Source organism: Pseudanabaena sp. CCNP1317, from assembly GCF_034931345.1.
GTDB lineage: Bacteria > Cyanobacteriota > Cyanobacteriia > Pseudanabaenales > Pseudanabaenaceae > Pseudanabaena > Pseudanabaena galeata.
The window spans coordinates 1-13,682 of the sequence record NZ_JAYGIF010000055.1 but is presented as its reverse complement, the minus strand read 5'-3'; the positions used below and the strand labels follow the sequence as shown (position 1 = coordinate 13,682).

Sequence of the window (13,682 nt, the reverse complement as noted above, 5' to 3'; positions counted from 1 at the left end):
TTGCTCGCCCAGAAACACTGTAAGTAGATGGGCTTAATTAATTACAAACCCAAACCCGTAAAGTTGCGTCCCGCAGGGGCGCAACTTTACGGGTTTGAGAATTTATTCTGCACAGGTACTTACAAATCCATAAAAATATTCTCTCTGTTTCGCTACAATAGCCAAATGTCTCTTGAACAAATAGGTTAAAACTTCTAACTTATAGGTAGGATATGGCTCAGCGCCTCCTATTCTTACCTTAGAAACTAGTAACTTAATTAAAAATCGTTTCATATGTGGATGGTGAAGCCACCCAACATAATAATCAAACAAATTTTTGATTAAGTTGCATACTCCTTATCTATCAATAGTTCTAAGACATCTGCGCTTTTCACTATATTCACCACATAATTTTGGCAAGCGATCAATACCTTCATGGAAAAACAAGAGCAAGCTACGGCAGTTGAGCAGCAATATCTTTGGGCCGTCGGACTGGACACCGAAGCATTTCCCCCTGAATCTCTGATTGGCGATCGCTACCGTGTCATCTCCTCGCAAATTGTTGTTGATACAGATGCGTATTCACTGCCAGAGCTACCCCTTGAATTTCAGACCTATGTGGTGTCTTATCTCAAGTTGTCACGTCTGAGCTTACATTTGCCGCGTCCTTACGGCTTATTGCTGATCGGTGAAGAGCTAAATCTTTCTGAAGTATTTTTGTTAGAAAATGTGCCAATTGATCGACAAGGCAAGCTCTGTCCGACCTTAGCCGAGGCATGGGCGGAAGCATCAGCTCTGCGGCAAATTAATCTGCTGTGGCAAGTGCTAAACCTCTGGCAACCTCTAGCTGAGCAGAACATGGCTCGTACCTTGATTGATTTCAAATTGGTACGGGTTGATGGGATGTGGGTGCGCTTGTTGGAATTGCAAGCGGATGTTGCGGCTGTGCATATTTCGCAATTAGGCGATATTTGGGTGCAATGGTTGGATTTGGCTAAGCCTGAGATTGCCGAACCGATCGCGGAATTTTTCTACAGCCTAGGTCGTGGTGAATACGACATTAACAGTGCGATCGCCTACCTCGATCAAATGACGCTCAAGGTGATGGAAAATCAACCGCTTACAGTGCGAATCGCCAGTGCTAGTGATGTCGGACAACAACGCGAACATAACGAAGATGCTTGCTACCCTGATGTAAAACGCCAAAAACGTGCTGAACAGGCGGATAGTCTCCGCGATCGTCTTGCGGTTGTATGTGATGGTCTGGGTGGACATGAAGGCGGCGAAGTGGCAAGTTCCCTTGCAATTAAGACTCTAGAGCAGCAACTAAAAACTTTATTACAACAAGCTGAAAACGATCCTGATTTTTCTTCCCAAGGTTTTATTGCTCAACTGGAAATGGTGGCTCGCGTTGTTAACAATCAAATTGTTGCCATCAATGACCAGCAGCAGCGTCAAGCTCAGCAACGTATGGGGACAACGCTCGTAATGGCAGTGATGCCGCGTCCTAATGGCAAGATGAGCAATGAAGTCTATGTGGTACATGTGGGAGATAGCCGCCTCTATTGCGTCACCAAAGACAATTTGCGTCAAGTTACCCTTGATGATGATGTGGCTACTCGTGAAACCACCCTTGGCTATAACTTCTATGCCTATTCTTCGCAGCGCATTGATGGGGGAGCCTTAATCCAAGCTTTAGGCACAAGATCCTCGGATATGCTTGTCCCACGGGTACAAAGATTTTTTATCGATGAAGATTGCCTCTTGCTACTTTGCTCCGATGGCTTGAGTGATTTTGATCGGATCGAGCAAATTGGCGATCGCTACCTGCTGCCAGTTTTGAGTGAAAATAAGCCCCTTGACCGCAGTTGTCAGGATCTAATCGATCAGGCTAATGAATTAAATGGGCATGACAATATCACAGTTGCGTTGATGCGTTGCCGCTTTGCCCCAATCGATCCTGAGGAAGATCAGGTAGGTGAAGATGGTATCCCCGCAACAACCAGTACTGCCGAAGAAGAAGCAGATACTGAAGATATTCAGCCTGAAACGGAAGAGCAAGCAGGTGCTTTGGCTCGGACATCACTAGACTCGCAAGCTTCAGACAATATCGAACCTGAACTCATGGATATTGATTCGGCTAAAACTGAATTTGCTGTACCGAAGCAAACCAATAGCGCTTTTATTATTATTTTAATTTTAGTGGCTCTGATTCTGGGCAGTGGTTTAGCTGCGATGCAGTTCAAACAAGTTAGAGATTGGGTTCGCCCAAACTTGCCAGAAAGTCTCCAGAGATTTGTCCAATAAGTTGGTCCCAGTTATTTGATGGCGCGGCGTAGCCGCGCCATCAAATAACTGGGAGAAATCTAATGATTGAATCGCTCTCATCACAGGCGATCGCTACAGCATCACAAATGCAAGCGATCGAAAATTTGATTTTTCAGGCAGGAATGCCTGTTGCTGCCTTGATGGAAAAAGTAGCAATCAGGATTACCCAACGCTTGACGGAACTCTATCCTGTGCAATCTTACCCGCATGTCGGTATCTTAGCTGGCTCTGGACATAATGGTGGCGATGCCTTAGTAGTTGCGAGAGAACTGCATCATCAAGGGCGACAGGTCAAAATTTATACCCCCTTTGCTAAATCGAAACCATTAACACGAGTGCATGGCTGTTATGCCAAAAGTTTAGGGATTCCCTTTGTATCTTTAGAGGCATTGCCAGATTGTAATCTGTTAATCGATGGCTTATTTGGATTTGGATTAGCGCGTGAGGTGGTTGGTGATGTGGCGATCGCGATCAACACAATCAACAATTGGCAAATCCCAATCGTCAGCATTGACTTGCCTTCAGGAATCCATACCGATCATGGCGGTGTTATGGGAACAGCGATTCAGGCGACCAGTACCTTTTGCTTAGGTCTATGGAAGCGAGGCTTACTTACAGAAGCCGCTACTCCCTATGTTGGTAAACTTGAAAGAATCAGCTTTGATATCCCTGAAAAATTCATTTTGCAAGTACTAGGTGAGCATCATCTCTGGCGGATTCATCCGCAACAAAGCCTACTAAAGAACTTCCCAATTTCTCGAAGTGTGATCACCCATAAATATGAAATCGGGCATTTGTTATTGGTGGTCGGTTCTCAAAAATATGGTGGTGCTGCAATTCTGGCGGCAATGGGAGCTAAAGCTACAGGTATCGGCATGTTGTCGATCGCCGTTCCTAATTCCCTCAAACCAATCATCCTCTCCCAAGTTCCCGAAGCCCTTGTAATTGGCTGTCCTGAAACTGAGTCAGGAGCGATCGCTTCATTACCAGATCTTGATTTGCAGAAATATCAAGCAATTACTTGTGGCTGTGGACTTTCTCTTGACGCATTCCCAATTGTGGAACAGGTAGTAAATAGCGATCGCCCTTTAGTTCTTGATGCCGATGGCTTAAATGCTTTAGCATCTATGGGCAAAGCTCAAATCAGAGAGAGATTAAATCAGCGCAGTAGTTCGAGCATCCTCACACCGCATTGGGGCGAGTTTTGTCGATTATTTCCAGACTTGCGTGAAGTGGAAAGATTAGAGGCTCTGCAAACTGCTGTAAATCAAACAAAAGCAACTATTTTACTTAAGGGCGCAAGAACGGCGATCGCTGTTCCCATAGAAGCAAGAATACAGACATGGATCAACCCAGAAAGTACGCCAGCCTTGGCAAGGGGCGGTAGTGGTGATGTCCTAGCAGGTATGCTCGGCGGTATCTTAGCCCAGGGGGTATCAGCAAAGGATGCAGCGATCGCTGCGACGGTTTGGCATTCGCAAACAGCCATATGGCTAGCAAAGCAGCGCACTGAAATGGGAGTTGATCCTGTGACCCTTGCTCAAAATTTATTACCATTTTTACAGTTTTCAAAAACTGACAAATAAAAAAGCGTCGCAATGCGAAGCTTTTTTAACCCCTAAAGGAAAATGGCAGCGAAAAGCGCTGCCATTTTCCTTTAGGGGGACATAGAAAACGGCTTAGCTATTTTCTATGTTTGTATTAAGTAGCTAGGCATAAGTAAACTAAAAACCTAGAAAGCTTCCCGCCCGCGTAGCGGGCGGGACAGCTTCTGGTTTTAGGGTTTAATTATGGTGAGCTACTTACTTGATGAAAAGCATTTCTTGGTAAGTGGGCAATGGCCATAGGTCATCAGCAACTTCACCTTCTAAGGCATCAACATAGCCACGAATTCCATCCATTAGAGGACGTACAGTTTGTGAGAGAAACTGCATATGTTCTTCAATAGAGGCGAAATCATGTTTTGACAAAGCATCACTGAGCTTGCTGACTCCATCCATGGCTAGCTTAGTCAAAGATGCGACTTTTTCGATGCTTTCCTTATCAAAGTCCACACCAATCTCTTTCAAGCTCAGTGAAGTATTGCTGAGATCTGCAAGATAGCGAGTTGCCGCAGGGTAAATCATGGTTTTCACCATACTGACAACGAGCTTAGCTTCCACTTCAATCGAGAGAATATACTGCTCTGCATAGGTTTCAAAGCGGCTAGCTAGCTCAACAGGAGAGAGAACTCCCATCTTGCTGAACAATTCTTCGATATAAGATTCCTTCAGAACAGGTAGAGCATCAGCAGTAGTGCGAAGGTTGGCTAAGCCACGTTCGGCTGCAAGCTTGTGCCATTCTTCAGAATAGCCATTACCATTGAAGATAACTGCGCCATGCAATTCCATCACTTCTTTAAGAACTGTAGAAATAGCAGTACTCAGTTCAGCACCTTTAGCTAGTTCGTCTTCTAGTTTACCTGCCATCCAGTTGAGGGAGTCTGCCAAAATCGTGTTCATGGCAACAAGTGGACCAGCCACAGATTGTCCTGAACCAACAGCACGGAACTCAAAGCGGTTGCCAGTAAAAGCAAAAGGAGAAGTACGGTTGCGATCGCCTGGGTCTGTAGGCAAGATTGGCAGAGTGTCTACACCAATATTCATCAAGCCCTTACCAGTAGAGCTTTTCAGTTCACCTTGACGAATTTGTTCAAATACATCCTCAAGCTGTGAACCTAGGTACATGGAGATGATCGCTGGAGGAGCTTCGTTTGCACCGAGGCGGTGATCGTTGCTAGCAGTTGCCACAACTGAGCGCAACAGAGGTCCATAGGTATGAACGCCACGAATAATCGCACCACAGAAAACCAAGAATTGAGCATTGGAGTGGGGGGTATCGCCTGGATCGAGCAGGTTACCTTGGGTCGCATTACCAACTGACCAGTTAACGTGTTTACCCGAACCATTGATACCTGCAAAGGGCTTTTCGTGCAGTAAACAGACAAATCCATGCTTCTTAGCAGTGAAGCGGAGGATAGTCATCAGCATTTGTTGGTGATCGGTTGCCACATTAGCTGCTTCAAAATATGGGGCAATTTCAAATTGACCAGGAGCAACTTCGTTGTGACGGGTCTTAGCAGGAATGCCGAGACGATACAAACGCTCTTCCACATCTTGCATGAAGACTTGGACTCGTTCTGGAATTGCACCAAAGTAATGGTCATCAAATTGTTGACCCTTTGCCGATGACTTACCAAATAGGGTACGACCTGCTAGTAGCAAGTCGGGGCGTGCATTGGCAAAATTGGAATCTACTAAGAAATATTCTTGTTCAGCGCCACAGCTAGAGTTAACAGGAGCAACTTCTTTTTCACCCAAAATCTTTAAAACTTTGGTGGCAGCTTTGTTCATGGCTGCATTGGAACGCAACAAGGGGGTTTTCTTATCTAGAGCTTCGCCAGTCCAAGATACGAAAACTGTAGGAATACACAATGTAGAACCATTGTCGGTTTCCATGATGTAAGCGGGGCTAGTTACATCCCATGCTGTGTAACCGCGTGCTTCAAAAGTGGAGCGAATACCGCCATTGGGGAACGAAGATCCGTCTGGTTCGCCTTGTACTAATAACTTGCCAGCAAATTCTGAAATCGCCGAACCGTCGCTTTGAACTGAGATAAAGCCATCATGCTTTTCGGCTGTAGCGTTGGTCAAAGGATAAAAGACGTGGGCGTAATATAATGCGCCTTTCGAGATAGCCCAGTCTTTCATTGCTAGTGCGATCGCGTCAGCTACTGAGCCATCAAGAGGTTCGCCAGTTTGAATAGTTTTCTTGATCGATTTGAAGACTGTCTTGGGTAGACATTCTTGCATTTTGCCCAGAGTAAACACATCGGTTGCCCACATCTCCTCCAATCGCTTTGGAGCCTTCTTGGGCTGTGGTTCACGATTGGTGATCTGATAAATAGCTTGAATGCGTGACTCGTTTCCGCTCATGATTATTTTTAGAGAGTATTGTCAGGTTTTTACAATCATACTCAAGATATATTTATCAAATGGCTAAAAAAGATACCGAATTGATTGCACTTGATTGGTATTAACGCGCACAAAAAATCAAGAGATCCAAATTATCTTTTTATTTTTAGATACTTGTCATAGATTTGCTTCGTTTTTGCTTTGGAGCGATCGCCTATAGTACAAATCCAAGCTTATTTACAGGAATTCTAGGCGCAGGACAGCTAATTAGTGATAGGGCGATTTAGTGATAGAGCGATGAAGACTTTGATTGGCAAGGCTTGACAAGTAAATTGCGACTAAAGCCTGAAATCGTTGCCAGATAGGGATTACAGCTTAATATCACTAATTAGTGAGCCAGCGCCATATCGCTTAGTATTTACTTTTAATCAGTAGTTATTGCTAAATTTGGGTTGAATAAGTCTATTTAGTATCATTGGACTAACAAAGTCTAGTTAAAATATATAAAGCAAATAATCGGAAATCCTAAATTGTTATGAGTCAAGAGCTTGTCTACCAAACGATCAGAAAATTTCAAGATAAGCTGCTTGATCTCTCGGCTAGGAATAAGCTCTTAAACTTTAAGTTTTCAGAAAAGGCGCGTACACAGATTCGGATTGTGAATGATGCGCCAGATCGGATTTACAAGCGTCTAAACGATGGCAGAAAACTGGTCTTAGAGACTTTGCCTGAGCCAGATAGTACGCCGCCCGATGAGAATAGTGAGCAGTTTCAACAAATGCTCATAGAAATGCGTAGCACGGATGAGCAGTATCAAAGTGCGATCGCCAATGATGATGAAAGTCCAGAAAATTTACAGGCAATTGAAAGATTATTGCGAGACAAGGTAAGAGCTAAGCTAAAGCTGCCAAAATTGATCGGTTCTAAGATCAGCCCAACACCTCAACAACAGGCGCAAGGACTTGGGATTAATCCTGCCTATGATTTGCCTTCTTCAGTCACAGATGGCATGAGTAATAATTTGGTTTTACAAACTCTACTTTTTCCGAAAGAGTTTGAACGCAAAGCATCAGGATTATCATCGGGGGCGCGTACATCTATTCAGGAAACGGGACGAAATACGCTCTATCTAGCGTTTGGGATGTTGGAATGGTTTGAGTCTGAGTCTTCTGATGTGCGCTTTATTTCACCTTTGCTGCTTTATCCAGTAAGTATTGAGCGTGAATCAGTAAGGGGGCAATATCGCTATTTTATTAAAGCTCATGAAGATGAGGTTGAGGTAAATCCATGTTTACGCGAAAGGCTAAGACGGGATTTTGGCATTGATTTACCTGACTTTCAAGAAGCTAGTTCACCTGATGCTTATTTTCGGGAAGTTGCACAGTTAATCGAAGGGCTGAATCGATGGCAAGTGCGGCGATTTGTGACTTTGAGTTTATTTTCGTTTGGAAATTTTGCACTTTATAAAGATATCGATCCAGAAAATTGGACTAATGATGGGTTAGCAAGTCATCCTATCGTCTCTAGTTTGCTTGGTGGCGGTAATACTGAGACGCATGACACATTTAAAATACCTAGCGATTATGAGGTAGACAAGCCAGAAATTAGCCATCGAGTTCCTTTGATTATTTCTGAAACTGATGCTTCTCAGTTTTCGGCAATTGTTGATGTGATGGATGGGAAAAATCTAGTTATTGAGGGACCTCCCGGAACTGGAAAAAGTCAGACAATCACAAATTTGATTGCGGCGGCTCTAGCCAAGGGAAAAACGGTGCTATTTGTATCGGAGAAAATGGCAGCAGTGGAGGTGGTACGAGATCGCCTTGATGCCGTAGGACTAAGAGATTTTTGTCTGGAAATTCATTCAACTAATAAGCCTAAAGTTGATGTCTACAAAGAAATTAAAACTAGATGTGAGAGAGGATCTGTTACACAATCTGCTAATCCTGATGATATCGAACGCGAGTATTTAAGGAATCGTCAACAACTCACTGACTATGTAGAGCTACTCAATCAACCGTTTGGGGCAATGGGCGATGAGAACAAAATTCATACAATTCAAGAAATTCTTTGGAGAGCTAAAAGTCTACAACAAGAATTTAAGTCAGCAAATATTCCCGAAAATTTATTAAGTCTTAGTATAGCGAATCCACAATCTCTAACTAGATTTGACTTTGACAAACATCGCACATTATTAAGAAAGTTTGTCAGAATTAAAACTGAAGTAGAAGAATCCAAGCAAAATATAGATATTTGGAAAGGAGTTAATTCTTTAGATATTGATCCTATTGAACAAGAACAATTAATAAGATCTTTCTCAGAATTGAGTAAAGTAATTTCTGAGACATTAAATCTTTATCAAAAGCAAGCCGCTATATTTGAGCTTTCTCATAATCCAACTATAGGCAACCTAAAACAGCTAGATGATTTACTTATAAAAATCCCTGAACTACCAACGCAAATCGAGATTGCTTTATTAGCATCTTTAAGATCTCAGTCTTCCATTCTAATTTGTCGAGAGTTTGTTCAAAAATATTCTGAAACTAAGCAACTACTGAATAATGTAAACAAGTTTTTTGACAATGAGAATCCAGAGTCATTTGACCTTGATCAAGTACAAGAATTTGTTTCAAAGTTACATTCTATTAAGCAATCTCGTCAACTTCCTAATGAATGGAATACTCAACCAATTAGAAATCAAGTACATCAGTTATGGAGTAGTGACCGCAATAATTTAGAGCAGTGGCAACGTATTTTACCCATTTTTGAACATCTGCAAAATTTGCTTAACTTAAACTCAGAGATCCAACTTGGGGATATTTTAAATATTAATGCTGTGTTTAGTTTTGCGGAAAGCACACCAGAATATATTCTGCGTTACCGTAATCCTAAACTGTGTAATCCTACAAATCTCAAAATATTATCTAAAGCTGAGTCACTTCAGAAAAAATTTGTATTCTTGAATAATGCCGTTCATCTAAATCGATTTACGGATTCTGCAAAGTTACGACACTATGCAAAAAGAATAGTTAATGCAGGGATTTTCTTTTTTATTGACGGAGAATATCATGCAGCACATAAGACTTGGCATACAATAAAAAACTTTGCTAAGACTAATAGTGATCAAGAAATTTCTCAGATACTTATTCAAGTTGCTGACTTTTGGGATGAATATACTGTCTTAAAAGACAAAGATGGAATAGATGTAATATGTGGCAAACTTTATCGAGAGTTTGAGACAGACTACAAAGTTTGTTTCGAGATAAATAATTTTGGGAAGAAATTAGAGGAATTAACTGCTGAAATTTCTTGTAAAGATAAAATCAGAAACTTTGTTGTAAACTCTCCTTTAGACAATTTAAGAAATGCAATTAGTTATATTAATTCTCCTGATTTTCAAGGCTTATATAAGATTTGCCAAAACTTGGTAAATAGTGGAGTCTTAACTATTAGTAGTTCAGATTCAGCTTTGACTATTTTAGAAAACCGAAAACAGGAAATAGAGCAGACATATCAAAATTTATTACAACTAAAAATTAGACCTGACCTGTCTTTGCAGGAGATCCCATTGCTGATGTCGGAAATTTACAATTATCGACGATCACAAGAAGATCTCGATTCCCCATTGTTTACTAGTATTTTAGGAACTTATCCAAAATCAGAATTATTTTCTCTGGAATCATTGCAAGGTTGCCTTAATTGGGGAGAATTAATGCACAAAGCACAATTACCAGAAAATATTAGAAATCAATGCTTAAGTCCTAATGTTAGCGAATTTATTGCAGGCACTAAGGAATTTAGAACGCAATACCATTCTTTTATACAGAAACAAGATCGATATTGCGAAACTATTTTATCTCTAGGAAAGATTGACAGTCTAACAATGTTTGGCAATGCGAAAATCTTAGATTGTAATGCCACTAGGCTACGCGATCGCATACAACAGCTAAATCAACTAGATTCTCTTCAAAGGTATCTATCCTATAGCCAAGTCAAAGCTAAAATAAAGTCAGCAAATTTATGGGATTTTGTTGATGTTACTAGTGTTTCTAATCTGAATGAAGAACAGTTTGACTGCCTGTACAGAAACATTTTTTATCGTTCTCTTGTAAGTAAAATTCACAAAAAACATGACAATTTAAGATTATTTAAGGGAGAAGATCAGCTAATTGCGCGTCAAAAATTTCAAAAACTGGATCGAGAGATACTGAATCTTTATCAAAATAAGTTAGCTGCACAACTAGCTCAAAATCAAATTCCTGAAGGTAACGGAAGGGGACTAAAAAATACTTGGACAGAAAAAGCACTCATTAAAAATGAGATTAGCAAACAGTCTAGGCTAGCACCCTTACGAAGTCTCCTTCAACGTTCAGGAAATGCTTTGCAATCTCTTCATCCATGCTGGATGATGTCTCCTGCCAGTGTGGCACAGTTTATCCCTTCAAATTCCATTCGCTTCGATCTAGTCGTTATTGATGAAGCCTCACAAATGCGCCCAGAAGAAGCATTAGGTGTAATGGCTAGAGGCAAACAGCTAGTAGTGGTAGGAGATCCCAAGCAATTACCACCCACAAACTTCTTTAGTTCTACTGCTGGGGCGACTGATGATAACGATGAAGAGTCTATTCTGGACATGACAATCAAAGCATTCAGTGTACGCCGACTCAAATGGCACTATCGATCACGACATGAGAGCTTGATTGCCTTCTCTAACAAACATTTTTATGATAATAGCCTCACTGTTTTCCCCTCCCCTAATCGCAAATTCGCCATTAACTATCATCACATCGCAGACGGACTATATCAATCAGGTGTTAATCCCATTGAAGTGAGGAAAGTCGCAGAAGCAATTTTAGAATTCATGAAAAATTCTCCAGAGCTATCTCTAGGCGTAGTAACACTCAATCAAAAACAAAGAGACTTGCTACAAGATGAGATGAGCTTACTCGTTAATAATCATCCTGAAATTGCCGATTACATTGCTAAATGGGAAGAAACCCTGTCATCATTCTTTATCAAAAACCTAGAAAATGTCCAAGGTGATGAACGTGATGTTATTTTCATCTCTACAGTGTATGGTCGTGAACGTCCCGACCTATCAGTTGCTCAAAGATTTGGTCCAATCAATAGCGCTAACGGACATAGACGACTAAACGTACTCTTCACCCGTGCTAAAGAACGCATTGAAGTATTTTCTTCTATGACTGCTGCCGATATTCGTCCTACAGAAGCCTCTAATCGTGGCGTTCATGCTCTGCGAGATTATTTAGAATATATTCAGACTCAACAACTGGAAACGGCAAGGCTAACAGGTAGAGAGCCAGATAGTGACTTTGAAGTATTTGTTGCTAAAGCTATACGAGCTAAAGGCTTTGAAGTTGTAGCACAGGTTGGAGTTGCTAACTACTTTATTGATCTGGCAATAGTCGCTCCCAATCGCTCAGGAACATATTTATTGGGTATTGAGTGTGATGGCGCTACCTATCACTCATCCAAAGCAGCACGCGATCGCGATCGATATCGCCAAGAAGTACTTGAAAAACTAGGCTGGAAACTGTACCGAATTTGGTCTACTGACTGGTTTAAAAATCCTGATGCAGAAATTGAGAAGTTAATTAGATACATCAATCAGATTGTAAACCCCGCTATCACTTTACCGTAAACGTTATTTACTCAGAGGAAAAACAACCATGCTTAAAAGTTATGAAGCAACCTACGAGAACGGACAAATTAAATGGCTGTCCGAACAACCAGAAATCACATCAGCCCGAATTATTGTAACCATCCTAGAAGAAACTAAACCCCAAATAAAAAGACGTTTTCCTATACCTGATATGGCTGGCAAAGTGAAAATATTAGGTGATATCGTGAATCCTATTGTCGATGAAGAGGACTGGGAATGTCTGAAATAATCGTTCTCGACACCCATATTTGGTTATGGCTAATCAACTCAAACTTCGATCAGTTTCCCTCATCTTGGCTTGAACGCTTTGAAGCCGAGATATTAGCAGTATCTCCTCTATCTTGCTATGAAATTGCCTTAGCCCAAAGTCGAGGCAGATTAGAGCTAACCTGTTCTTCTAGAGAATGGTTTAGCAGAGCATTAGCACCTGCCAAAATCGAACTATTGCCATTGACTCCAGAAATTACCACCAGAGCCGTAAACCTAATGCCCATTCACAAAGATCCCTTCGATCGCTTAATCATCGCCACTGCGTTAGAATATGGTGCAAAACTTGCCAGTGTTGACAGTTTATTCTCTAAATATCCTGAATTAGAAAATTATCTCATGTAAATTGAGGAACAACAGGAAAAAGGCGATCGCCTCCGCTCTCTCATCTCTAGCAAAAAACAAGAATTTGAAAATACTTTAAGGAGATAAACAACCATGCTCAAAAGTTATGAAGTTGCCATTGAAGGCGATCGCATTACATGGCTAGGCGAAAAACCAAATTTCCAGACAACTCGCGCCATTATCGTAATTGCCGAAGAAAATAAAGTCACCCAAATTAAAAGACGCTCTCCATCAAAAGCGATCGCAGGTAAAGGCAGAACATTAGGCGATATTGTTAGCCCTATTGTCGATGAAGAGGATTGGGAATGTCTGAAATAACTGTGCTAGATACTCATATTTGGTTTTGGCTGATGACAGAAGATTTTCAGAAAATTCCTGATTCTTGGCAAACAGCGATCGAAACTGCACCTCAAGTTGGCGTATCTGCAATATCTTGTTATGAAATTGCGCTCGCATCTCAAAAAGGAAGACTAGAATTGCCATGTCCAATATCAGAATGGCTTGAAGAAGCTCTACTTCCATCAGGAATTGAGTTGTTTCCACTAACTCCAGAAATTACGGTCAGAGCCGTAAATCTATCCCCCATTCACAAAGATCCTTTTGATCGCCTTATTATCGCTACCGCATTAGAATATGGCGCAAAACTTGCCAGTGTTGACAGCTTATTTTCTAAATATCCTGAGCTAGAAAATTATTTGATGTAAATTCTGCACAAATAAAAAAGCCCCTCCTTGCGGAGAGTCTTTTTTATTTCGAGATGACTAGACTAGTCGATTAACCGTTGATAGCAGGAGCAGCCATTGCTACTGGTGCTACATCAACTGCTGCCAAATCGAGAGGGAAGTTGTGAGCATTGCGCTCGTGCATTACTTCCATGCCCAAGTTAGCGCGGTTGATTACGTCTGCCCAGCTAGGTACTACTCGTCCTTGGCTGTCAGAAATCGATTGGTTGAAGTTGAATCCGTTCAAGTTGAAAGCCATTGTGCTTACGCCCAATGCTGTGAACCAGATGCCAACTACTGGCCATAGAGCCAAGAAGAAGTGCAAGGAACGGCTATTGTTGAAGGAAGCGTATTGGAAAATCAAGCGACCGAAGTAGCCGTGGGCTGCAACGATGTTGTAGGTTT

Annotated in this window: 8 protein-coding genes and 1 pseudogene; 7 read left to right on the top strand and 2 right to left on the bottom strand. The window is 41.5% G+C overall.

Going from position 1 to position 13,682, the window contains the following annotated elements:
• Nucleotides 1-414: 414 nt before the first annotated feature.
• Both VB775_RS10315 and VB775_RS10310 read left to right on the top strand, forming a co-directional pair.
• The gene (locus tag VB775_RS10315; protein ID WP_281005452.1) at nt 415-2,286 is read left to right on the top strand and encodes a protein phosphatase 2C domain-containing protein; all 1,872 of its coding nucleotides are present in this window, start codon (nt 415-417) and stop codon (nt 2,284-2,286) included.
• Nucleotides 2,287-2,348: 62 nt separating this feature from the next.
• The gene (locus tag VB775_RS10310) at nt 2,349-3,893 is read left to right on the top strand and encodes an NAD(P)H-hydrate dehydratase (protein ID WP_281005451.1); all 1,545 of its coding nucleotides are present in this window, start codon (nt 2,349-2,351) and stop codon (nt 3,891-3,893) included.
• 216 nt (nt 3,894-4,109) lie between these two features.
• Here VB775_RS10310 and VB775_RS10305 read toward each other — a convergent pair whose 3' ends face one another.
• Entirely contained in the window at nt 4,110-6,281 is a 2,172-nt protein-coding gene (locus VB775_RS10305) for a glutamine synthetase III (RefSeq protein ID WP_281005450.1), read from the bottom strand.
• A 514-nt stretch (nt 6,282-6,795) separates the two neighbouring features.
• On the opposite strand from VB775_RS10305, the gene VB775_RS10300 reads away from it, so the two are divergent.
• From VB775_RS10300 to VB775_RS10280, 5 genes are all read left to right on the top strand, one after another.
• A complete protein-coding gene (locus VB775_RS10300) occupies nt 6,796-11,922 on the top strand; it encodes a DUF4011 domain-containing protein (RefSeq protein WP_281005449.1) in 5,127 nt (1,708 codons plus the stop codon).
• 28 nt (nt 11,923-11,950) lie between these two features.
• Complete coding sequence (locus VB775_RS10295) at nt 11,951-12,172, top strand: hypothetical protein (protein WP_281005447.1); 222 nt, start codon at nt 11,951-11,953, stop codon at nt 12,170-12,172.
• Nucleotides 12,160-12,555, top strand: coding sequence for a type II toxin-antitoxin system VapC family toxin (locus tag VB775_RS10290; protein WP_281005446.1), 396 nt, complete (start codon nt 12,160-12,162; stop codon nt 12,553-12,555). Before VB775_RS10295 ends, VB775_RS10290 begins: the two co-directional genes overlap by 13 nt.
• Before the next feature lie 93 nt (nt 12,556-12,648).
• The gene (locus VB775_RS10285) at nt 12,649-12,873 is read left to right on the top strand and encodes a hypothetical protein (RefSeq protein ID WP_281005445.1); all 225 of its coding nucleotides are present in this window, start codon (nt 12,649-12,651) and stop codon (nt 12,871-12,873) included.
• Nucleotides 12,861-13,259 (top strand): type II toxin-antitoxin system VapC family toxin, encoded by a 399-nt coding sequence (locus VB775_RS10280; protein ID WP_281005444.1) that lies wholly within the window; start codon nt 12,861-12,863, stop codon nt 13,257-13,259. Before VB775_RS10285 ends, VB775_RS10280 begins: the two co-directional genes overlap by 13 nt.
• 70 nt (nt 13,260-13,329) lie before the next feature.
• Here VB775_RS10280 and VB775_RS10275 read toward each other — a convergent pair.
• A pseudogene (locus VB775_RS10275) lies at nt 13,330-13,682 on the bottom strand (photosystem II q(b) protein); the annotation flags it as partial.

Coding starts and splice junctions, on each gene's coding strand:
- VB775_RS10280 (WP_281005444.1), top strand. CDS start 12,861: ATGTCTGAAATAACTGTGCTAGATACTCATATTTGGTTTTGGCTGATG.
- VB775_RS10290 (WP_281005446.1), top strand. CDS start 12,160: ATGTCTGAAATAATCGTTCTCGACACCCATATTTGGTTATGGCTAATC.
- VB775_RS10300 (WP_281005449.1), top strand. CDS start 6,796: ATGAGTCAAGAGCTTGTCTACCAAACGATCAGAAAATTTCAAGATAAG.
- VB775_RS10310 (WP_281005451.1), top strand. CDS start 2,349: ATGATTGAATCGCTCTCATCACAGGCGATCGCTACAGCATCACAAATG.
- VB775_RS10305 (WP_281005450.1), bottom strand. CDS start 6,281: ATGAGCGGAAACGAGTCACGCATTCAAGCTATTTATCAGATCACCAAT.
- VB775_RS10295 (WP_281005447.1), top strand. CDS start 11,951: ATGCTTAAAAGTTATGAAGCAACCTACGAGAACGGACAAATTAAATGG.
- VB775_RS10285 (WP_281005445.1), top strand. CDS start 12,649: ATGCTCAAAAGTTATGAAGTTGCCATTGAAGGCGATCGCATTACATGG.
- VB775_RS10315 (WP_281005452.1), top strand. CDS start 415: ATGGAAAAACAAGAGCAAGCTACGGCAGTTGAGCAGCAATATCTTTGG.